Below are 21,356 nucleotides of genomic sequence, written 5' to 3' on the forward strand. Positions count from 1 at the left end.
GTTATAGCTCGCCAAAATACCAACACTCACTGTAATAATTATTTTCTGGCTCTTTTTCATCGCGATAATCCGTGATAATGCCGCGTTCAGTCATGCCGTCTGGTAGCGTTAATCCCCATTGCTGAGCAAGGCTGCGCCCTTGGATAATATCCGGGTGTTGAATATGTTTGTGGTGTGCCAGAGTGTGGCTATTAAAGTAGTCTTCATCCAGATAAAGACATATTTCACTGGTAAACATATCGGGCTGTATAATGGCGCAAGTTACGCGAATAAAATTATCTGTCTGTGGTTTTGATTCAATCAGACGCTGGCAAGCATCAATCAAATATTGTGCACATTGGGCCTTTGTCTGGCGGGCGGCATGTTTTCCTTGAACCATGTTTGCAAGGACGGGGATTTTCCAGTTCCAATATTTTTCATCTGGTGGGATATCTGTGAAATATTGGCTGCCAAAGTTTTTGCTCCATTCTGACAACCATCGCAAGCGGCGAGGAACTCCTCGCGGCCGTTTGTTACTCATTGAAAGTCTTCGCATCGCTCGATCTCTCTATCGTTGATTGATATCCCTAAAGCTATTGATCTTAGACTATTGGTTCAAGTAGATTTTATGGGTTCATTTTTGTAGAAATGTTGTACTACTTTTAGAGAAAAGGATCTTCCATGACGCTTGACCATATCTGGGGCTTGAAAGCCCTCAGCAAACCTTATCACCAAGCCTGTATAGATTGGGCTGAGCAACTGCTGATTGCGGGGAATTCCTCGGAGAATGTCTTGATCCTAGCCAGTCTGGGTTTGGATAAAGTTCAAGAATTTTATGAGGTTGAAGGTTACTTCGAACGTGCAGTTCATGATTTAGGTGAAATTGAACCAGAATATTTTTCTGCGATCAAAAACTATGGGCTGTATATATGTCACCAAATGTTGGCAGGTGAGTTGGCGCTTGAAGAGAATATAGACCTTCTCGCTGAGGTCTATCCCTCGACCAACTACGATTACGGCATATTTACTATCTGGTCCGATCTTTGTGATGATCTCGATATGCTGGGAAGTGATGATCCCTATTACGGCAATACCCTTCTAACAAAAGCAAACAAACTTACGTATATCGAAAATCAACTTCGCCATTTTATTGTGCTTCTTAATAGCGATGTACCATCTAATTTTATGAGCCTTTATATCTGTCAGGGATGTAATAAATTGGTGAAGGCACGGTGGCAGCAGAGGACACGGATTAGTGGGTGTCAGAAACTGATGATCCAGCTAAAATTGCAAAAGCCAAAGTATGCGACGGAGTGCTTGTTTTGCGGGTCCACGAATGTTACCGGCCTGCATACCATTGAAGCGCGTGAAAAAGCGTTAACGATGCTAAATAATTAAGGGCGCAATCCTCGCGCCCTCCCAACAATCTAATTATTCCCCAACCCTAAAACATCTCCCCCATATTCAACTGCCCCATCAATAACACGTTATCGCTGTAATCGACCGGGACCGCGACCACTGCCGGGCCTTGTACGTCCATGGCGGCGCGCAGGGTGCTTTCGAGGGTCTCGGATGAGGTGACGGCGAAGCCTTTGGCACCGAAGGATTCGGCGTAGGCTTTGAAGTCTATCGGGCCGAATTTAACGCCGGAGGTGCGCTGGTATTTCTTCTGTTCCTGAATCGCCACCATGTTGTAGCAGTCATCCACCCAGATGATGTGCAGCAGGTTGACGCCCAGGCGTACCGCGGTTTCCAGCTCCATGCTGGACTGCATAAAGCCGCCGTCGCCGGAGACGGACACCACTTTGCGGCCGGGTTCAACCAGCGCGGCGCCAATCGCCCACGGCAGTGCGACGCCCATGGTCTGTTGGCCGTTGGAGATCAGCACCTGACGCGCACGGAAGCTGTAAAGATAGCGGGCGATCCAGATGTGAAAACTCCCCATGTCCACGCACAGCGTCACGTCGCTGTTGACGATGTCCTGCATGGCGCGCACCAGGCGCAGCGGGTGAATAGCAAACTGGCTCAGACTGCGGCCTTTTTGCGCCAGCAGTTCGCGCTGCTGGCGGCGATCGTCGAGGATCGAAAGCGTCGCCGGGCTGAGATCAAAATATTGATGTACCTGTTCGGTCAGCAGGTCCAGCGTATCGGCGATGTCACCCACCAGTTCCACATCAGGCGAGTAATCGCTGTCGGTCTCGGCGGGTACCACGTCGATGTGCACCAGCTCGGCGTGGCCGTTGCTCCACTGCGCGGGTTCATACTCCACCGGGCTGTAACCGACGGTGATCACTAAGTCGGCATTGCGCAGCAGGCGGTCACCAGCCTGATTGTTGAACAGGCCGACGCGGCCCGCAAAGCGATGGAAGTGCGCCTGATCGATAACGCCTGCCGCCTGATAAGTACTGGTCACTGGCAGATCGCTTTTGTTGAGTAACCGACGGATAGCTGCGGCGTTGCGTGGCTGGCTGGCCATCAGGCCGAGCAGCAGCACCGGATTTTTGGCTTTTCGCAGGCAGGCCGCAACCTGACGGATGGCGTCCTGTGGCGCGCTGCCGAGTGTTGGCGGCTGTGAGCTGAGTAAACGGCCCTGTGCCGGTTCGTTGATGATATCCATCGGCAGGCTGATGAATGACGCGCCGGGGCGGCCAAACTCAGCGGCGCGAAAACCGTTGGCCAGCACTTCAGACAGCGCAGACGACGAGGTCACTTCGGCTGCAAACTTGGTGACCGGGCGGAACATCGCCACGGTGTCCATGGTCTGGTGCACCTGCTTAACGTGGTCGGCGCGTTTTACCGCACCGCCGATGGCGACCAGCGGGTCACCTTCTGAGGTGGCAGTCGCCACGCCGGTGATCAGGTTAGAGCAACCGGGGCCTGAAGTGACCAGCGCCACGCCCGCTTTGCCGGTCAGGCGGCCCACCGCACCGGCCATAAAGGCGGCGTTCGCTTCGTGGCGTACCGGAATGGTGATGATGGACGAATCGACCAGTGAGTCGAATACCCGGTCAATCTTCGCGCCGGGGATGCCAAAGACGTGTTTCACGCCCTGTTGTTCAAGCTGGGCGACGACCAGGTCCGCGCCACAGTTCCACGTATTTCTGCTGTCTGAATTTTTCATGGTTCACACTCCTTCGTTGGCTCAGTGGCGGTTAACTTTCAACAGAACGGATGGCGTCATCCAGGTTCTCGGGGCTGAGATCAGCCTGTTTAAAGTCGCGGTCGGTCGGGAAATCAATCAGTAGTTTGTCAACGGTGCCGAAGGTCAGTACGCCGCTCTCCAACCGGTAGTCCAGCACGTGGCCGCCGCTGCTGCGCTCGCGGTTGATAAAGTGCTCGTGATACCCGGCGACGTTGATGCCCTGCATATATTCAGGGGTCAGAAAACCAATCAGCACGCCTTCGCAGTGTTCAATATGGAAGGTCGGCTGCGCTTCAATGGCTTCCAGCATCGGCTTATACGGGCGGTGCTGTTCCGGTACCGTGCGTGTCTGCACGCAACTGAATACGCCGTCAATGCGCAGGGCGCAGAAGGTATTTTTGCTGGCTATCACGCCATCGATGATTTTATGAATGTCATCGCGGCTGTGCGGTTTATCGAGGTGATATTCATTAGTTGGGTTAAAGAATGTCATCACGGCAAACGGGGTTCTTTGTTCGGGCCGGGCGCGGCGTGCAGTACCATCGCCACGCAGCTGGAAGATGTTGCTGTTGAAAGCGATCAGTTCACCGTCGAGATGGTTGAACGTACCGAGGCCAAAGTCGCCGTGTTCGAGCAGGTCGGCCATGGTGGTGTTGCCCTCGTACACGCCGCTCAGCAGGGCGCTCATCATCGATGACTGGTAAATGATGCGTTCAGGATGATCGTTTTGAAGCTGCATTGCGCTGCGGGTGATATCGGCCACACAGGAGCAGTCGCTGTGGGCGTCATGGCGGTGAAGGTTGTGGAAAGTCATGTTGTCGCTCCGTGAGAAAATGGTTAGCGTTGTTAACTAAAGGTTGACTCTATTTAGCAGGGAGTTCCAATATGACGGGGTGTTCACTTTGAGACGTTTTTGATATGGAACTTCGTCATCTGCGTTATTTTGTGGCGGTGGCCGCCGCCGGGAACTTCACCCGCGCCGCCGAACAACTGGGTATCTCTCAACCTCCGCTAAGCCAGCAAATACAGCGGCTGGAGCATGAAATCGGCGCACCGCTGTTGCGGCGTTTAACGCGCAGTATTGAACTGACCGAGGCGGGAAAAACGCTGTACGACGACGCAGTGCATATCCTGAAACTGACTGACGCCGCGCTGGAACGTGCCCGCAGCGTGGCGCGGGGTGTGAGTGGAACGTTGCGCATTGGGTTTGCCAGTTCGACCGCTTTTAATCCGCAGGTATTTGCGCTGCTGCACCGCTTTCGGGACAGCTATCCGGGCATGGAGTTATTACCGCAGGAGAAGGAAATGTCGGCGCTGATGACCGCGCTGGCGGATGGGGCTATTGACGTGGCGTTTATCCGTCTGCCGTGTGAACGCAGTAAGGATTTTGCCTGCCGGGTGATTGATTTTGAGCAGATGGTGGTGGCGCTGCCGAGTACGCATCCGCTGGCACAGAAGGACGATATCGCGCTGGGCGATCTGAAAGAGGAAACGCTGATCACTTTCCCGAGAGACGTGGCCCCCAGTCTGTATGACTCAGTGATCGCGGCCTGTAATGACGCCGGTTTTACGCCGAAGCTCGGTCAGCAATCGCCGCAGGTGACGTCGGCCATCAGCATGGTGGCGACCGGTTTTGGTTACGCGGTGGTGCCTGCGTCATTGGGGAAAATCGATGATGAAAATGTCACCTGCCTGCCGCTCGCCGGCCCGCCGCTCACCACCCAGGTCGCGCTGGCGTGGCGGCGCAATGACAACGGCAAAGCGGCGATGCATCTGTTGAAGTTGTTGTAAAAGCCCTGGCTGAATTACACCACAATAATCACGGTTACGCGGCGGTTCTCGGCGCGGCCAACCTGCGTTTTGTTGCTGGCGACCGGGTTACGTTTACCCATACCTCGGGTATGAATATTGGCGCGCGGCATACCGGCGTTGGAAAATGCCGTGGCGACGGTATTGGCGCGGCGCAGGGATAAATCCTCGTTGTACTTGTCGTCGCCATAATCATCGGTATATCCGTCGAGATTAACCTTCACCAGCCCGACGCGGATCAGCTCGCGGGACAGCGTTTCCAGCGTTTTCTGGCTCTGTGGCGATAACGTATCCTGATTGTTACCAAACAACACTTTGGCATTCAGCCCCAGCTCCCAGCCTTCGCTGGTCAGGCTAAAACCCTGCTGTTTTAATACCGCGATTTGTTCAGCGGTTAAGCCCTGCGGTTTTGACTGGCAGGCGGACAGCATCAACAGACAAAAAAGCAGTAAAAACGGGGTGAACAACGTCTTAACATAATCGTTTATTTTCAAAGTATCAGCCTCTTTGCATGATGTTCAGTGGGGGTCCGCTACGGCGGTTAACGGCGCGTGATCGGCGAGATGCCAGCAGCTGCCAGTGAATTTTTTCGAGCGGTACATGGCTTCATCGGCACGTTCCAGCAGTTCTTTAGGATTCGCCGCCTGGGCAGGGGTCAGTGCAATGCCGATGCTCAGTGAAACCAGCAGTGTTTTGCCATCGCGCAAGGTGAGCGGTTCCTGCATCCCTTTGACGATGTTTTGCGCCACGCTAATGGCTTTCTCTTCTACGCTGCTCTCCGGCAAGGCCGCGTCTTGCAACTGCAATAGCACCGCAAATTCATCGCCCCCGAGCCGGGCCAGCAGGGCATTTTCCTGCAAATGCATTCCCAGACGTACACCGATGTCAATGAGCACTTTATCTCCTGCCGCATGGCCAAGGCTGTCGTTGATCTCTTTGAAGTTATCGACGTCAATAAACAGCAACGCCAGAGAAGTCTGCGGGCGCAGCGGGTTGTAACACTGATTAAGCGTATCGATGAAAAATGCGCGGTTACGCAAGCCGGTCAGGCTGTCGTGCTGCGCCTTGTGCGCCAGGGAGTCATTCTCAATTTTCAGGTGATTTTGCCAGGTCTCCATCTCAGTCAGCAGACTGTTGAAGTCACAACTCAGGGTATGCAACTCGGCAATCGGCGCGGAAGGTGCCCGCAGATTAAAGGTGCGGTTGGCGCTTACGGCGTGGGTCACGTCCGTGATGTTTTGCAGTGAGCCGACAATCCGCTTCACCATGCGCCGTGAGAGTGTGAACGCCACCACCGCCGTCAGCAGCAGGCTGGCCAGCAGGCCGATAATCACTTTCAGCAGGAAACCAATCAGGCTGGCACCGTCACCCGCCAGCCACACCGTGCCGATCTGCTGGTTAGCATGCAGGATCGGCAGCGTGATTGGCATTGGAAAGGCCAGATGACCGACTAATTGCCCGAGTTTGTCCCAGGTTCCGGTTTGCGGGCGCTGCCACTCGGCCAGCACTTTGCCGTCGACAGTAAGAATTTTGGCCTGGTAAAAGTCTTCGTTGGTGGCGATAAGTTCGAGAGTGTCGCGCGCTGCCGGTTTGTCATTGAACACCACCGCAGCTTCGCTGGTGTAACCGATGGCGCGCGCGGTGAGGTGCAGATTGAAGTTAGCCTGCGAGCGCAGAGCGATCAGCGCCAGTACGGTCAGCAGAAAGCCGGCCAGACCCATCCCGAGCAGGACCACCATCATATGAATGCGGTTCAGCTCCCGGCTGAGCGACGGGCGGGTGCCGGGATTATCATCGGCAGAAATAGAGGGGCGTTGATCCATGATTTACTCCTTTTCCCTGGCGAGCTGCAAAACATTGGGATGCACTCTGACGCCGCTGCGGGCCAGAGTGTCCAGATTCAGTTTGAAGCCAACATGAGCGGGTCCGACATCCAGACAAAACGCATTCAGTAGCGCGCAGTCATCATCTTTTTCGCTGATGGTTAATACCGGATGGCCTGCCAGCCGGTTATGCAGGGAATGTTGTTGATCCGCCGAAGTTGGGCCGGAATAGAGTGCATCGCAGTCGGTTAATAAGGCCGGGCTTTCGGGCGAGAGATATTGCACCGTCAGCCTCTTCCCCGTCAGATTGTTATTTCCCGCGACCAGACCATTAGCAAATTTCACGGGCGCGATAACACATAATCTGATGGCATCGGGTTTGGTCGTGGCCGGCCAGCGGGAATAACTGAGTATGCCCATCACAGTATTGGCGACCTGCTGCTGCTGTCCCGGCAACGGCTCATTGAGCGCTAACGCAGAAGGTTGTGCCCATAAAGCGGCGGGGAAAATAAGGCCGATAAAACTCACGGCCATAACAGCGCGTAATGCTCGCCTGAAGCGGCCAGGGCGGAGAGGGCCTGTGTGATGGAAACCGTGTCGGGTTATTCCCATATGCTGGCTCTTACTTGCTTAACAGAAACAGGAGTGCTTTTCATACCGCGCTAAAAGCCAAGAGATCGAAAAATAAGAATTTTCTGATTACTGACAACTTTAGCAACATTTCCCTTTCTCCGGTTAATGAAAAATGAGTGCCGACTCTCTTGTGGTTGATTAGTGAACAGTCACTCACGCGGATGATCCGCTACCGCCGTGGGCAACGTGCAACTCGTCGGGCAGTTTGAGAGCATTCTGCCCTGTTCATTTGGGTTAATGGTGAGCCACAGCGCTACCTGGCCGGGGGGATACCCGGAGGTAATTTAGATCAGGGTGAATAATCACAAAAGGGTACTATCAGGTGTCGAAAAAATAGCCTTCGGGAAAGGTCAGTATGAATTATCGACACTTCGGTCATTTTCCAGACACTCGGTATAAATAATTCTCGCAAATATGTCGATGGCTACAAATATAAATTGTTACTGAATGATCACGAATGGCTGTTCCTAATGGGCATTAATGTTAATAACGCAGCATTTTAAAGCGTAATTATCGAGCAATGATTATTAATCGTGACTTTGATCTCAATCCTACCCGAAATGGCAGATTTTTATGCTGCCGGTAGGTATCATCCCGGCATTAATGATATGTTTTATTCGTTTGATCGGTTTTTTAAGAACGCGTGAGTGGCATAACATCTGGCTGAAAACGGCGTCGTAAAAACCGATTTAAAATAGCAGTTTATTTTTCTACACCGAGGGATTATGGACAACACACATATTGATACGCAGGTTCGGAGTTCAGCAACCAGTTGGCGTAAAACAGACACCATGTGGATGCTGGGTCTGTATGGTACAGCAATTGGCGCAGGTGTACTTTTCCTGCCTATTAACGCCGGTATCGGTGGTTTAATTCCACTGCTTATAATGACCGTTCTGGCTTTCCCAATGACATTCTTTGCTCACCGTGGACTGACGCGTTTTGTATTATCCGGTAAAAATGCCGGTGAAGACATTACCGAAGTCGTTGAAGAACATTTTGGTATTTCAGCCGGTAAGCTCATCACCCTGCTTTATTTCTTTGCTATTTATCCTATTCTGCTGGTGTATAGCGTTGCTATTACCAACACGGTAGAAAGCTTTATTACTCACCAGATGCACTGGACCGCTCCGCCGCGCGCTTTACTGTCGCTGGTGTTGATTCTTGGTCTGATGGGTATCGTGCATTTCGGTCAGGACCTGATCGTAAAAGCGATGAGCATTCTGGTCTTCCCGTTTGTGGCGGTATTGATGGCGCTGGCCTTATACCTGATCCCAAACTGGAATATGTCTGTGTTCCAGAACGTTTCTCTTTCCGGTAACGGTGTAGGTAGCGGCTTGCTGATGACCCTGTGGCTGGTGATCCCGGTGATGGTGTTCTCCTTTAACCACTCACCTATTATCTCCTCGTTTGCGGTTGCCAAGCGTAAAGAGTACGGCGAAGACGCTGAGAAAAAATGTTCGCGCATTCTGGCGTACAGCCACATCATGATGGTATTAACCGTGATGTTCTTCGTCTTCAGTTGCGTGCTGAGCCTCTCTCCTGAAAACTTGATGGAAGCCAAAGCCCAGAACATTTCTATTCTGTCTTATCTGGCGAATCACTTCTCCAACCCAATGATTGCCTATGTCGCGCCATTTATTGCCTTTATTGCTATCACCAAATCTTTCCTCGGCCATTATCTTGGTGCGCGTGAAGGTTTCAACGGTATGGTAATTAAGTCACTGCGCAGCAAAGGAAAAAGTATTGCACTGCCCACGCTGAACCGCTACACCGCTATTTTCATGTTATTAACGACCTGGCTGGTGGCGACATTAAATCCAAGTATTTTGGGTATGATTGAAAATATCGGCGGGCCGATCATTGCGATGCTGTTATTCCTGATGCCAATGTATGCTATTCGCAAAGTACCGGCGATGAAAAAATACAGCGGCCATATTAGTAATGTCTTTATCGTTATTATGGGTCTGATTGCCATGTCAGCGATTGTTTATACGCTGATGGGCTAAAACACTAAGTAATATTATTTAATGAGCAGGGTAAATCCTGCTCATTATTACACTTCCTTTCTTTATTCTTATCTTTTTATTCTCCGGCATCTTCTTCGCCCGGCCTTTTATTGACACTTACAGTCATGGAGTCAATCGTGATCAGCATCTTCGATATTTTCAAAATTGGTATTGGCCCTTCCAGTTCTCATACTGTCGGCCCAATGAAAGCCGGGAAAATATTCAGCGATGAACTTATCTCCCTCGGCCATATAAATAATACTACCCGCGTCGTTGTAGATATTTACGGCTCTTTGTCATTGACCGGCAAAGGGCACCATACCGATCTTGCCATTATCATGGGGCTGGCGGGTAATTTACCGGACTCCGTTGATATTGACGCCATCCCCGGTTTTATCCGTGCCGTGGAAAGCAGCGGGCGACTGATGCTGGCCAATGGCGCTCGTGAGGTGGATTTCCCGCTCAATGGGTCGATGAACTTCCACAGCGACAATCTGCCATTGCATGAAAACGGCATGACGGTGAGCGCATTTAACGGTGAAAACCTGCTCTACAGCCAAACTTATTACTCTATTGGCGGCGGTTTTATCGTAGAAGCCAGCCGGTTTGGCGTGCAAGAAGAGAGCAGTATTACCATGCCGTTCCCGTTCCATTCAGCCAAAGATTTACAACAGCACTGCAATGACACGGGTCTGTCGCTGTCTGGTGTGATGCTACAAAATGAGCTGGCCGGGCATTCACGTGCCGAGATTGCCGAGCACTTTGCGGCGATCTGGAGCGTGATGAGCGAAGGCATTACCCGGGGTATTCACACCGAAGGTTTGCTGCCGGGGCCGATGAAAATCAACCGCCGCGCCGCCGCACTGCGCCGGATTTTGGTCACGCAGGACAAAAATAACGTCGACCCGATGGGTGTGGTTGACTGGATCAATATGTACGCCATGGCAGTCAATGAAGAAAACGCCGCCGGTGGCCGCGTAGTCACGGCACCGACCAATGGTGCATGCGGCATCATCCCGGCAGTGCTGACCTATTATGACCAGTTTATCCGCCCGGTCAGCCCAGACTCCTACAGCCGTTTCTTCCTGGCAGCGGGTGCCGTCGGCGTACTGTTTAAAATGAATGCCTCTATTTCTGGCGCAGAAGTGGGTTGTCAGGGAGAGGTTGGTGTGGCCTGTTCGATGGCCGCGGCAGGTTTAACCGAACTGCTCGGTGGCAGCACCGTCCAGGTCTTTATGGCGGCAGAAATTGCCATGGAACATCACCTCGGTCTGACCTGCGATCCGCTGGCCGGCCAGGTGCAGGTCCCGTGTATCGAACGTAACGCGATTTCAGCGGTGAAAGCCGTCAATGCTTCGCGCATGGCGCTGCGCCGCACCAGCGAAGCACGTGTTTGTCTCGATAAGGTCATCGAAACTATGTACGAGACCGGCAAAGATATGAACGCCAAATACCGCGAAACGTCACGCGGAGGATTGGCTATCAAGGTTCTCGCGTGTAATTAATTCTGCTTTCATCATCTCTTTCTTAAAAGGCGGGAAACCGCCTTTCTTACACCCGAAACTCCGCTGTCTCTGTGCTATGTTGAATCTGATGTTATGTGCAATCGACAACACCTAAAAACAGTTAAAGGGACGAATCGGCATGTCTAAATTTTTCATGAATGACCGTAAAAATCTGATTAACGACGTGATTGAAGGCGCAATTCTCACCTCCCCCTACAAAAACCTGGCCAAGCTGGACGTCGATCCCGCTATCCGCGTGGTGGTGCGCAGTGACTGGGATAAGAAAAAGGTCGCGCTGATTTCCGGTGGCGGCTCAGGCCATGAACCGGCGCACGTGGGTTTCGTCGGCAAAGGCATGTTGACTGCCGCCGTATGCGGTGATGTGTTTGCCTCGCCAAGTGTGGACGCGGTGCTCAATGCCATCGTGGCGGTGACCGGTGAAGCCGGTTGCTTGCTGATCGTCAAAAATTACACCGGCGACCGCCTGAACTTCGGCCTTGCAGCAGAAAAAGCCAAAAACCTCGGCTTTAACGTCGATCTGGTGATGGTGTCGGACGACATCTCCCTGCCGGACAACAAGCAGCCGCGCGGTATTGCCGGAACGGTGCTGGTGCATAAAATTGCCGGTTACGCGGCCGAGCAGGGTAAATCGCTTAAAGCGGTGACCGCGGCGGCGCAGAAAGCCATTGATGCGACGTCGAGTATCGGCGTGGCCATGGCCAGTTGTAGCTTGCCGGGCGACAGCAGTGAGGACGATGAAGAGAGCCGTATTCCGGCCGGGCATGTTGAACTGGGCTTAGGTATTCACGGCGAGCCGGGTGTGTCAAAACTCAAAACCCAGAACAGTGAGAAAGTGATCACCACGCTGGTGGAAAAACTCCAGAAACAGTTTAAGAAAAGCGACAAGCTGGCATTGCTCATCAACAATCTTGGCGGCGTCTCCCCGCTGGAAATGAATCAACTGACCAAAGAACTGGTGCATTCGGCGTTAGGGAAATCCATCCGTTATCTGATTGGCCCTGCGGCGCTGGTCAGCGCGCTGGATATGAAAGGTTTCTCGCTGTCAGCGATCGCCCTGACGGATGACATCGAAAAAGCGCTGCTGGCGCAAGTTGAAGCCTCCGGCTGGCAGCCGCTGGTTAAACTGGAAAAATTGCCGACGCAAAAAGCCAAAAAAATCACCCAAAAGGTGAAAGTGAAGGCATCGGTCAATGCAGGGGTCGGTAAAATTATTGATACCGTCACCCAGACGTTATCGGCGCTGGAAGATGAACTGAATAAGCTGGATGCCAAAGTGGGCGACGGCGATACCGGTTCGACCTTTGCCTCCGGTGCACGCGATATTCAGGCGCAAAATAAAGACAAGAAACTGCCGCTCAATGATCTTTCTGCCTTATTTACCGTGGTCGGCGATCGTCTGGCGACGGTGATGGGCGGTTCCAGCGGCGTGCTGATGTCGATTTTCTTCACCGCTGCTGGTCAGAAAGTGGTGGAGGGCAAACCCGTCGCCGATGCATTGCTGTTTGGTCTGGAGCGCATGAAGCATTACGGTGGTGCTGATCTCGGTGACCGCACGATGATCGATGCCCTGCAACCGGCACTGGAAGCACTGGGCAAAAAAGGCGATCTGAAAGCGGCGGCTAAAGCTGCCGCAAAAGGCGCTAAAGACACGGCCAGCATGAAGAAAGCCAATGCGGGCCGCTCGTCTTATTTGAGCAGCAACAGCCTGAAAGGGGTGAAAGATCCCGGTGCTGTCGCGGTTGAAAAAGTGTTTGAAGCATTAGCCAAATAAGATATTCAGTTAAATACAAACGGCCTGCCCGGTCTCCCGGCAGGCCGTTTTTTATGGATTGGACCAAAAATTGATCTGGAGCAAGTTCAGGCCACTCTCACCAGCATGCGCCATAGGGGCCCCGTATAATTTGCGGCCACTATTTGTCGCCGATGAAGAGATCTCATGTCTGTCAGCCTGATCCAGCCCGATCGTCACCTGTTTGCTTACCCACTTTATTGGGCCGAATGCTTTGGCACGGCACCTTTTTTGCCAATGTCACGCGAGGAGATGGATCAACTTGGCTGGGACAGCTGTGATGTGATCGTGGTGACTGGCGATGCTTATGTTGATCATCCGAGTTTCGGTATGGCGATCGTAGGGCGGATGCTGGAGGCGCAGGGCTATCGCGTCGGGATCATCGCCCAGCCCGACTGGACAAGCAAAAAAGACTTCATGAAACTCGGCAAGCCAAACCTGTTCTTTGGTGTCACCGCCGGCAATATGGATTCGATGATCAACCGCTACACGGCGGACAGAAAACTCCGCCATGACGATGCCTACACGCCAGACAACGCAGAAGGTAAACGGCCAGACCGTGCGACGGTGGCCTATTCCCAGCGCTGTAAAGAAGCGTACAGCGACGTGCCGGTTGTGCTGGGCGGCATCGAAGCCAGTCTGCGGCGCATCGCACATTATGATTACTGGTCAGACACCGTACGTCGTTCAGTGCTGGTGGATTCCAAAGCCGACATGCTGATTTACGGTAACGGCGAGCGTCCGCTGGTGGAAGTGACGCACCGGCTGGCGGCGGGTGAGAAGATCACTGAGATCGTCGATGTGCGCAATACCGCTATCATGCGCAAACTGGCGCTGACCGGCTGGACCGGCGTGGACTCCACCCGTCTCGATAAGCCTGGCCGCATCGAACCTATCATGAACCCCTATGGCGAGGATTTACCCTGTTCAGAGGGCGCTTTGCCTGAACCCGACGGCCCGCAGCCCATCACTGTTCGTGCGCCAAAACCCAAACCATGGGAGAAAACCTACGTGCTGCTGCCGTCGTTTGAGAAAGTCAAAAACGACAAAGTGATGTACGCCCATGCGTCGCGCATTCTGCATCATGAAACCAATCCTGGCTGTGCGCGGGCGCTGATGCAAAAGCATGGCGATCGTTATGTGTGGATCAACCCGCCGGCGATCCCGCTGGCGACGGATGAAATGGATTCGGTGTTCGCCCTGCCTTTTCAGCGCGTACCGCATCCGTCTTATGGCAAGGCGCGTATTCCGGCCTATGAGATGATCCGTTTTTCGGTCAACATCATGCGGGGTTGTTACGGCGGTTGCTCGTTCTGTTCTATCACCGAACATGAAGGGCGCATTATTCAGAGCCGTTCGGAAGCGTCGATTGTTAAAGAGATTGAAGAGATCCGCGACCGTGTGCCAGGCTTTACCGGGGTGATCTCCGATCTCGGCGGACCGACGGCCAACATGTATATGCTGCGCTGCCAGTCGCCACGCGCTGAACAAACCTGCCGCCGGGCTTCCTGTGTTTACCCGGAAATCTGTAGCCACATGGACACTAACCATGCGCCGACCATCAAACTGTACCGACGCACACGGGCGCTCAAAGGCATCAAGAAGATCCTGATCGCCTCCGGGGTGCGTTACGATCTGGCAGTACAGGATCCTCTGTATATCAAAGAGCTGGCTGAGCATCATGTCGGCGGATATCTGAAGATCGCCCCGGAGCATACCGAGGCTGGCCCGCTGTCAAAAATGATGAAACCCGGCATGGGCAGCTATGATCGCTTCAAGAAATTATTTGATCACTATTCGAAGCTGGCGGGGAAAAAGCAGTATCTGATCCCGTACTTTATTTCAGCGCACCCAGGGACGCGCGACGAGGATATGGTCAATCTGGCACTGTGGCTCAAGGAGAACCGCTTCCGGCTGGATCAGGTGCAAAACTTCTATCCATCCCCGCTCGCCAGCGCCACTACGATGTATTACAGCGGCAAAAATCCGCTCAATAAAGTGGATTATAAAAGCGAAGATGTGGTGGTGCCGAAAGGCGATCGTCAGCGCCGTCTGCACAAAGCGCTGCTGCGCTATCATGATGAAGCCAACTGGCCGGTGATCCGCGAAGGGCTAAATACGCTGGGGCTGAAGCATCTGATTGGTAGCCGGGCAGACTGTCTGATCCCGGCCGAGAGTGCGATGGATCGCGGGCGGGGTACTCTCTCCGGTCGGCCGAAATTCAGCAGCCGCCCGGCGGCCACCCGTTTTACCGGCACACCTGCTGTTACTCAGCCAGCGGCGAAAAAGAAACCGGTCACTCGAGGTAAAAAACCGGTTTAAGTGAATCACTGACCGGGCTGTTATCGACATTGGCTGGCATCACGTCAGCCATATGTTTCCACCACTTCTGGCAGATTTCCGTCTTCGCTACCGCATCCCAGCGCGCTTCTGATTCAATCTCCACCACGCCAAACAGCAGATGACGCTTTTCGTCGAGAAAAATACTGTAGTGATGTGCGCCATGCGCTTTCAACGTTGCGGCCAGCTCAGGCCAGATGGGCGAATGCCGTTGCTGGTACTCAGCATGGGCATCGGGGTTTACCTGCATAACAAAGGCCTTGCGGATCATGGGTTTCTCCTGTTTTAACGCCCCCACCTTCACAGGGGAGGGCGTTAAAGATTCACATTGCGCTCAGATACAGCTCGCGCACCTGTTCGCGGCTGGCCGGGCGTGGATTGCAGGAGGCACAAGGATCGGCGAGGGCTTTATCCAGCCAGTCTTCGATGTCTCCTTTTTTGATACCCAGCTCGGCGAAACCGGACGGGATCCTCACCTGTTCCGACAAGACACGGATCGCATCCAGTGCGGCAAGACTGGCCTGTTCTTGGTTCATAGCGTGAGTTTTTACCCCCATGGCGCGGGCGATATCAGCGAATCGCTGCGGGCAGGCGGAACGGTTAAATTCCTCCACCACCGGCAGCAGGATCGCATTGCAGACGCCATGGGGCAGGTTGTGCGTGGCACCCGGCTGATGAGCCAGCGCGTGAACCAAACCCAGTCCGGCGCTGTTGAACGCCATGCCGGCCAGATACTGGCCCTGCGCCATTTTCTCACGTGCTTCAAGGTTGTTGCCGTTTGCCACCGCCAGCGGCAGCCATTCGGTGATGGTGCTGATGGCCGCCAGCGCAGTCGGGTCAGTGAGCGGATGTGCGCCGACCGACACATAAGCTTCGATGGCGTGGGTCAGGGCATCCATGCCGGTTGCCGCCGTCACGCTGGCGGGGATCGCCACCATGATTGCCGGATCATCGACTGCGATATCTGGGATCAGATTGGCGTCAATGATCACTTCTTTTACGTGGCGCTGGCTGTCGATGATCACCGCGTTGCTGGTCAGCTCAGCGGCAGTGCCGGCGGTGGTGTTAATGGCCACTAAGAACACACCGGGATTTTTTACCTTGCCGACGCCGGAGTACGCTGTCACCGGACCGGGATTGGCGGTCAGGATCCTGACGCCTTTAGCGGTATCAATCGGGCTGCCGCCGCCGAAGGCAATCAGATAGTCACAATGATGCTGCTGATACAAACGGAAGCCTTCGTCCACCACTTCCGAGGTTGGATTTGGCGTTACGCCGCTGAAGAGCGCGTAAGGCAGGGCGGCACTTTTCAGTGCCGCAAACAGTCCGTCGAGCAGGCCGAGTTCAATCAGTTGTCCATCCGTGATAATCAGCGCTTTGCCGGGTGCTTTCGGTACCAACATGGCCACCATGTCTTCAATCGCGCCTTTTCCGTGCAGGCTGATTTTGGGTAATGCCAACATAAAGCTCATAAAATTCCCTCTCTGAGTCTGGTCAATTTACGCTTTCAGCGCCGCCGCAAACGGGGTGACTTCAAAGCGTTTCGCCAGGGCGATCAGCTCTTCGGTAGAAATAGTCTGTTTCTTGCCGCCCATCGATATCACTTTCACCAGAATTTCGGCGGATTTCTCGGCGGTGTCGATCAGGCCAAAAGCATCATCCAGAGAGGGGCCGCTGCCAAAGATGCCGTGAAACGCCCACAGCACCAGGCTGTGGTGTTGCATCTGGTCGGCCGTCGCCGCGCCGATGCCGTCGGTCCCCGGAACCATCCACGGCACAATGCCGATCCCATCAGGGAAGACCACCAGACATTCGGTGCTGCATTCCCAGATTTCCCGGGTGAATTTTGCGTTATCCAGCTCCATCACATAGGTCAGCGCAATCAGGTTGGTGGCGTGACAGTGCATGATCACCCGGTCGCGCCCCTGGGTGACGTTGATGCGTACGGTGTGTGATTGCAGATGCGCGGCCAGTTCTGACGTTGGCAGGCCACCGGCGGTCAGGCCCCAAAGAATGTTGTAGGCAGTCCCCTGGCTATTCAGCTGCAATACCACCAGCGATTCGGCCGGAGCCAGTTGCACATTGCGGAAAAACTTGCCGGAGCCGGTGACAATAAAATACTGATTTGCCAGTTCCGGTGCCGGTTGGGTGAGCGCAACGGTACGCGGGTCGCTATAAAAATCAGTCTGATAGGGCGCGACATCTTCCGGTAGCAGGCGCAGGCTGACATTGCCGCCGTTGCGCTCGTCCCAGCCCTTCAGCCACATATCGGTGGTGGCTTTGATCATGCCCTGTACAAACCAGGAATTGAGTAAAGTTTTCATCGTTTCTTACCTGTAAAAAGGAGTGTTTAGCGTTTCGCGAGTTCGGTTTTTTCGTAATGGCGGACGTTTTCCAGCCACTGGCCACCGACTGGGACATCGTGGCGCAGGCAATAGATGTCCCACACGGCTTGCCATGGCAGGCATTTTTGCTCTTCCAGCAACGCCAGGCGCGCGGTGTAGTCACCGTCGATCTCCAGTGTTTTCAGCATGTCGGTCGGTTCAAGCAGGGCGCGCAGCAGGGCTTTTTTCATGTTACGGGTACCGATGACCCACGCCGCAATGCGGTTGATGGAAGCGTCGAAGAAGTCGAGGCCGATATGCACGCGGTCAAACAGGTTGTGGCGCACAATTTCGTTGGCAATGGCCTGGGTTTCGTCGTCAAGCAGTACGACGTGGTCGCTGTCCCAGCGCACCGGACGGCTGACGTGCAGCAGCAGACGTGGCACAAACAGCATGGCGCTGGAGATTTTGTCTGAGATCACTTCCGTCGGATGGAAGTGCCCTGCATCCAGACAGAGTGCGGTCTGGCGGCTGGCGGCATAACCGAGGTAAAACTCGTTAGAACCGACGGTGTAGCTTTCAGACCCGATGCCAAACAGTTTGCTTTCGACGGCATCGATATGATGTTTGGCGTCGAGCTTCTCTGAAATCACCTCATCGAGCGCACTCATCAGACGCTGGCGCGGCGCTAACCGGTCAACGGTGAGGTCTTTCATACCGTCGGGGATCCAGATATTCATCACTGAAGGTGTGTTCAGCGCTTTACCGAACGAGGCGGAAACGCGGCGGCTGGCCTGACAGTGTTCGATCCAGAATTGGCGGATCTCAGGGTTGGCGCTCGACAACGTAAAGCCATCGGCGCTCAGGGGATGGGAGAAACAGGAGGGGTTGAAGTCCAGCCCCAGTTTATTTTTCTTCGCCCATTCAACCCATTGGCTGAAGTGTTTAGGTTCAATTTCGTTGCGCGCCACTGGCGTGTCAGATTCCAGATACATGGCGTGCAGGTTGAGGCGGTTAGGGCCGGGGATCAGTGAAATGGCCTGCTCCAGATCGGCACGGAGTTGCTGCGCATTTTTGGCCTTGCCGGGGTAGTTACCGGTGGCCTGGATGCCGCCGGTCAGTGAGCCTTCCGGGTTTTCAAAACCGGCCACGTCATCGCCCTGCCAACAGTGAATGGACACCGGCAGCGTGTCGAGTTTCTTCATGGCGGCCTCGGCATCGATACCGAGTTGGGAAAAGCGCTCTTTGGCGAGTGTCCATGCGCTTTCGATAGATGAAGTTGATGAAGTCATACTGCTAGCTCCTCATTGATGTGGCTCAGCGCCTGAAAACGACGCCAGTGGATAGCAAGTTCGGGTTGGGGTTGCGGCATATAACGTTGCTGTCGAAAATTGGCAGCGAGGATTTGCCGGTAAAGCGTGACGTCTTTAACCAGGTTCAGCGCCATCAACTGGCAGCCGATGTTGCCGAGGGTTGAGGCTTCAACCGGCCCGGCGGTGACCGGCGTCTGGCAGGTGTCGGCACAGAGCTGATTAAGAAAAGTATTTTGGCTGCCACCACCGACGATATGGATCGCGTCCAGTGGCGCGCCCTGTAATTCGGCCAGTTGCTGCGCGGTCTGGCGGTAGAGCATCGCCAGACTGTCGAAGATGCAGCGCGCCAGTTCAGCCGGGCTGTCCGGTATCGGTTCCCCGTGTTCTCGGCAGGCTTCGCGTATGGCGTCCACCATCGACGATGGATTGATAAAGCGTTCTTCGTTGGGATTAATCAGGCTGACAAACGGCGGCAGGGCGGCGGCGGCGGCGATCAGCGCGGGTAAATCGTTGACGTTCAGTTCTGAAGACATGCGCTGCAACAGCCACATTCCCATGATGTTTTTCAGCACGCGGACGCTGCCGTTAATGCCTCCCTCATTGGTGAAGTTAGCGTGCAGGGCGCTGGCGTGGGTGAAGGCGGTTGGGCTTTCGATGCCCATCAGGGACCAGGTGCCGGAGCTGAGATAGGCCGAATATTTGCCGGTCATCGGCGCGGCGACAACGGCGCTGGCGGTGTCATGGGTGGCGACGCTGACCACCGGTACCTGGTGCCCCCGCGGCGTAGCCCAGTTGCCCAGGGTTTTACCCGGTTGTGAGGGTTTTCCCAGCCAGCGGCGCGGCACGCCAGCATACTTCAGCAGCTTTTCATCCCAGTCGCCGGTGCGCAGATTGACCATCTGCGTGGTGCTGGCGTTGGTGTGTTCCCAGTTCAGCGCGCCGGTTAAGCGGTAATGAATGTAGTCCGGCATCAGCAGTAAATGGTCGACTTGATCGATAATCTCGGGCCGTTGGGTTGTGAGCGCTTTCAACTGATAAAGGGTGTTGAAAGGCAGGAACTGAATACCGGTGGTGCGGTAAATCGATTCGCGGCCCAGTGCGTGACTGGTGCTGACCATGACGCCATCAGTGCGTTTATCGCGGTAAGCGACGGGCAGGCCGACGCGTTGCCCCTGTTTGTCGATCAGAACAAAATCGACGCCCCAGGTATCCACGCCGATACTGTCAAGCTGGATGCCCGAGGCATCCAGACGGTTCAGCCCGGTGACAATGTGCTGTTCCAGTGCGTCAAGATCCCAGGTGTCCTGCCCGTCAACCGTTTTAAGGTGGTTGGGAAAACGGTGAATTTCTTTTAGATGAAGACGCGGGGACGTTCCTGCCAGCTCTGTATTGAATGTCGCGAGCATTACGCGACCACTCGAGGCGCCAAGGTCGATTGCGGCAATATGGTGGAGTGTCATAACGGCCATTCCTTATCAGGTATGACCGCAGTGTAGGGGAGGCGTTTTACTGCCACCTTCCGTTGAATGCCACCGGTTATGGCGGGCTGGCAGCATGAAAAAGGTAGATGCGAGGCAGATCACAAAACGTGGCGAAGGCGACGGATCCCTTTACGTAATAGAGAGAGAAAGCGCAGAACAGGAGGATGTGATCTTTGCCGCAGTTCCGTTCATGAGGCGTCGAATCTTTAAAAAATGACTGTGGAATGCGCTTTATCTGCCTTCGTTTCAAGGTTATCGCTGACCTTGCAGGATAGGGTGATTTTCCTGAGCCTTTTTCCCCCGTTTTGCAATGGAGGTGATCAATGACGTTACTGATTGGTGAGAATTACTTTGCTGCTCCTGAGCTAACCGTGACCGTGGAGCGCCGCACGCCCCAGGCTGCTTTTCCTGAGCATTACCACGATTTCCATGAAATCATGCTGGTGGAAAGCGGATCTGGCGTGCATATCTTTAATGACAACCCTTATACATTGACGACCGGCACAGTCTGCTTTGTGCGCGCCAGCGATCACCATCTGTTTGAGAGCGTGGACAACCTGCGCCTGACCAACGTGTTATTTCGATCCCCTCAGGCTTTTCGTTTTCTGCATGACGTCGGGCGGTTCCTGCCGCAGGAACACCATTACCAGCAGCAAATTCACTGGCAGCTTAGCCCTGGCACCATGCAGCAGGCGTTGCAATGCGTTGCCGTGCTGGAGCATCAGAGTGCTGGGGTTGGTGCGGAGCAGATAGCCGCCACCGAAAGTCAGTTCCTGCATTTGCTTATCCTGCTTTATCAGGACTGTTTTCAACCACAATTGCGGGATGCCTCTGAAAATAAGGTTAACCAGCTTTTAGCCTGGCTGCAGGGGCATTACAGTGAGGAGGTGAACTGGATGGAAGCCGCAGACCGTTTCTCTCTGGCGCTACGCACGCTGCATCGCCAGGTAAAACAGCATACGGGTATGACACCGCAGCGCTATCTCAACCGGCTGCGTTTGCTTGAAGCACGCCGCCGTTTGCATCACAATGACCAAAGTATTACTGATATTGCCTACGCCTGCGGTTTCAGCGATAGCAATCATTTCTCGACACAATTTCGTCGTGAGTTCCTGGTGTCACCCAAGTTGATGCGTAATCAATTACGTTAGCTGCCGCTACTTTTTGAGGTTTGGTGCGGGCGTAAAT

General features: G+C 54.0%; 18 protein-coding genes. 7 read left to right on the forward strand and 11 right to left on the reverse strand.

Annotated elements, in window-relative coordinates; translation table 11 throughout:
• Position 1 precedes the first annotated feature (1 nt).
• The gene (locus tag EAH77_RS11015) at positions 2-520 is read right to left on the reverse strand and encodes a DUF3916 domain-containing protein (protein WP_206664889.1); all 519 of its coding nucleotides are present in this window, start codon (positions 518-520) and stop codon (positions 2-4) included.
• Between the two features lie 140 nt (positions 521-660).
• Here EAH77_RS11015 and EAH77_RS11020 point away from each other — a divergent pair, with 140 nt between their 5' ends.
• Positions 661-1,377 carry a hypothetical protein gene (locus tag EAH77_RS11020; RefSeq protein WP_140472566.1) on the forward strand — a complete coding sequence of 239 codons (717 nt, stop codon included), beginning with the start codon at positions 661-663 and terminating at the stop codon, positions 1,375-1,377.
• A gap of 46 nt (positions 1,378-1,423) precedes the next feature.
• Here EAH77_RS11020 and alsS read toward each other — a convergent pair whose 3' ends face one another.
• Both alsS and budA read right to left on the reverse strand, forming a co-directional pair.
• Positions 1,424-3,100: an acetolactate synthase AlsS gene (gene alsS / locus EAH77_RS11025; protein ID WP_140472568.1), complete on the reverse strand. Its 1,677-nt coding sequence runs from the start codon at positions 3,098-3,100 to the stop codon at positions 1,424-1,426.
• A gap of 31 nt (positions 3,101-3,131) precedes the next feature.
• Entirely contained in the window at positions 3,132-3,935 is an 804-nt protein-coding gene (gene budA / locus EAH77_RS11030) for an acetolactate decarboxylase (protein WP_140472570.1), read from the reverse strand.
• 104 nt (positions 3,936-4,039) lie between these two features.
• On the opposite strand from budA, the gene EAH77_RS11035 reads away from it, so the two are divergent.
• Positions 4,040-4,912, forward strand: coding sequence for a LysR family transcriptional regulator (locus EAH77_RS11035; RefSeq protein WP_140472572.1), 873 nt, complete (start codon positions 4,040-4,042; stop codon positions 4,910-4,912).
• Positions 4,913-4,926: 14 nt separating this feature from the next.
• Here EAH77_RS11035 and EAH77_RS11040 read toward each other — a convergent pair whose 3' ends face one another.
• From EAH77_RS11040 to EAH77_RS11050, 3 genes are read right to left on the reverse strand one after another with little or no spacing between them, the layout of a single operon-like run.
• Positions 4,927-5,418 carry an OmpA family protein gene (locus tag EAH77_RS11040; protein WP_277752561.1) on the reverse strand — a complete coding sequence of 164 codons (492 nt, stop codon included), beginning with the start codon at positions 5,416-5,418 and terminating at the stop codon, positions 4,927-4,929.
• 30 nt (positions 5,419-5,448) lie between these two features.
• Entirely contained in the window at positions 5,449-6,753 is a 1,305-nt protein-coding gene (locus EAH77_RS11045) for a diguanylate cyclase domain-containing protein (protein WP_140472574.1), read from the reverse strand.
• 3 nt (positions 6,754-6,756) lie between these two features.
• Positions 6,757-7,287, reverse strand: a complete 531-nt coding sequence (locus EAH77_RS11050; RefSeq protein WP_241673442.1) for a YfiR family protein — start codon at positions 7,285-7,287, stop codon at positions 6,757-6,759.
• A gap of 824 nt (positions 7,288-8,111) precedes the next feature.
• On the opposite strand from EAH77_RS11050, the gene EAH77_RS11055 reads away from it, so the two are divergent.
• From EAH77_RS11055 to EAH77_RS11070, 4 genes are all read left to right on the forward strand, one after another.
• Positions 8,112-9,395 (forward strand): HAAAP family serine/threonine permease, encoded by a 1,284-nt coding sequence (locus EAH77_RS11055; RefSeq protein ID WP_140472578.1) that lies wholly within the window; start codon positions 8,112-8,114, stop codon positions 9,393-9,395.
• A gap of 137 nt (positions 9,396-9,532) precedes the next feature.
• Positions 9,533-10,900: an L-serine ammonia-lyase gene (locus tag EAH77_RS11060; protein ID WP_140472580.1), complete on the forward strand. Its 1,368-nt coding sequence runs from the start codon at positions 9,533-9,535 to the stop codon at positions 10,898-10,900.
• Between the two features lie 139 nt (positions 10,901-11,039).
• Entirely contained in the window at positions 11,040-12,692 is a 1,653-nt protein-coding gene (locus tag EAH77_RS11065) for a glycerone kinase (protein ID WP_140472582.1), read from the forward strand.
• A gap of 165 nt (positions 12,693-12,857) precedes the next feature.
• Entirely contained in the window at positions 12,858-15,032 is a 2,175-nt protein-coding gene (locus EAH77_RS11070; RefSeq protein WP_140472583.1) for a YgiQ family radical SAM protein, read from the forward strand.
• On the opposite strand, the gene rhaM is transcribed toward EAH77_RS11070, so the two are convergent.
• The 5 genes from rhaM to rhaB are packed head-to-tail and all read right to left on the reverse strand — an operon-like array spanning position 15,007 to position 20,147.
• Positions 15,007-15,321: an L-rhamnose mutarotase gene (gene rhaM / locus EAH77_RS11075; protein ID WP_140472585.1), complete on the reverse strand. Its 315-nt coding sequence runs from the start codon at positions 15,319-15,321 to the stop codon at positions 15,007-15,009. The two genes, EAH77_RS11070 and rhaM, sit on opposite strands and share 26 nt — an antisense overlap.
• Before the next feature lie 52 nt (positions 15,322-15,373).
• On the reverse strand, positions 15,374-16,522 hold the full coding sequence (gene fucO, locus EAH77_RS11080; RefSeq protein ID WP_140472587.1) for a lactaldehyde reductase: 1,149 nt from the start codon (positions 16,520-16,522) through the stop codon (positions 15,374-15,376).
• Between the two features lie 27 nt (positions 16,523-16,549).
• The gene (rhaD, locus tag EAH77_RS11085) at positions 16,550-17,374 is read right to left on the reverse strand and encodes a rhamnulose-1-phosphate aldolase (RefSeq protein WP_140472588.1); all 825 of its coding nucleotides are present in this window, start codon (positions 17,372-17,374) and stop codon (positions 16,550-16,552) included.
• 26 nt (positions 17,375-17,400) lie between these two features.
• Positions 17,401-18,666, reverse strand: coding sequence for an L-rhamnose isomerase (locus tag EAH77_RS11090; RefSeq protein ID WP_140472590.1), 1,266 nt, complete (start codon positions 18,664-18,666; stop codon positions 17,401-17,403).
• Positions 18,663-20,147, reverse strand: a complete 1,485-nt coding sequence (rhaB, locus tag EAH77_RS11095; RefSeq protein WP_140472592.1) for a rhamnulokinase — start codon at positions 20,145-20,147, stop codon at positions 18,663-18,665. Before rhaB ends, EAH77_RS11090 begins: the two co-directional genes overlap by 4 nt.
• 344 nt (positions 20,148-20,491) lie before the next feature.
• Here rhaB and rhaS point away from each other — a divergent pair, with 344 nt between their 5' ends.
• The gene (gene rhaS, locus EAH77_RS11100) at positions 20,492-21,319 is read left to right on the forward strand and encodes an HTH-type transcriptional activator RhaS (RefSeq protein ID WP_140472594.1); all 828 of its coding nucleotides are present in this window, start codon (positions 20,492-20,494) and stop codon (positions 21,317-21,319) included.
• Positions 21,320-21,356: the final 37 nt, after the last annotated feature.

It is taken from the genome of Ewingella americana (assembly GCF_006438725.1).
Classification (GTDB): Bacteria; Pseudomonadota; Gammaproteobacteria; order Enterobacterales; family Enterobacteriaceae; genus Ewingella; species Ewingella americana_A.

Excerpts from the sequence above, each read along its gene's own strand:
- EAH77_RS11015 (WP_206664889.1), bottom strand. The coding sequence starts at position 520 with ATGAGTAACAAACGGCCGCGAGGAGTTCCTCGCCGCTTGCGATGGTTG.
- EAH77_RS11020 (WP_140472566.1), top strand. The coding sequence starts at position 661 with ATGACGCTTGACCATATCTGGGGCTTGAAAGCCCTCAGCAAACCTTAT.
- alsS (WP_140472568.1), bottom strand. The coding sequence starts at position 3,100 with ATGAAAAATTCAGACAGCAGAAATACGTGGAACTGTGGCGCGGACCTG.
- budA (WP_140472570.1), bottom strand. The coding sequence starts at position 3,935 with ATGACTTTCCACAACCTTCACCGCCATGACGCCCACAGCGACTGCTCC.
- EAH77_RS11035 (WP_140472572.1), top strand. The coding sequence starts at position 4,040 with ATGGAACTTCGTCATCTGCGTTATTTTGTGGCGGTGGCCGCCGCCGGG.
- EAH77_RS11045 (WP_140472574.1), bottom strand. The coding sequence starts at position 6,753 with ATGGATCAACGCCCCTCTATTTCTGCCGATGATAATCCCGGCACCCGC.
- EAH77_RS11050 (WP_241673442.1), bottom strand. The coding sequence starts at position 7,287 with ATGGCCGTGAGTTTTATCGGCCTTATTTTCCCCGCCGCTTTATGGGCA.
- EAH77_RS11055 (WP_140472578.1), top strand. The coding sequence starts at position 8,112 with ATGGACAACACACATATTGATACGCAGGTTCGGAGTTCAGCAACCAGT.
- EAH77_RS11065 (WP_140472582.1), top strand. The coding sequence starts at position 11,040 with ATGTCTAAATTTTTCATGAATGACCGTAAAAATCTGATTAACGACGTG.
- EAH77_RS11070 (WP_140472583.1), top strand. The coding sequence starts at position 12,858 with ATGTCTGTCAGCCTGATCCAGCCCGATCGTCACCTGTTTGCTTACCCA.
- rhaM (WP_140472585.1), bottom strand. The coding sequence starts at position 15,321 with ATGATCCGCAAGGCCTTTGTTATGCAGGTAAACCCCGATGCCCATGCT.
- fucO (WP_140472587.1), bottom strand. The coding sequence starts at position 16,522 with ATGAGCTTTATGTTGGCATTACCCAAAATCAGCCTGCACGGAAAAGGC.
- rhaD (WP_140472588.1), bottom strand. The coding sequence starts at position 17,374 with ATGAAAACTTTACTCAATTCCTGGTTTGTACAGGGCATGATCAAAGCC.
- EAH77_RS11090 (WP_140472590.1), bottom strand. The coding sequence starts at position 18,666 with ATGACTTCATCAACTTCATCTATCGAAAGCGCATGGACACTCGCCAAA.
- rhaB (WP_140472592.1), bottom strand. The coding sequence starts at position 20,147 with ATGACACTCCACCATATTGCCGCAATCGACCTTGGCGCCTCGAGTGGT.
- rhaS (WP_140472594.1), top strand. The coding sequence starts at position 20,492 with ATGACGTTACTGATTGGTGAGAATTACTTTGCTGCTCCTGAGCTAACC.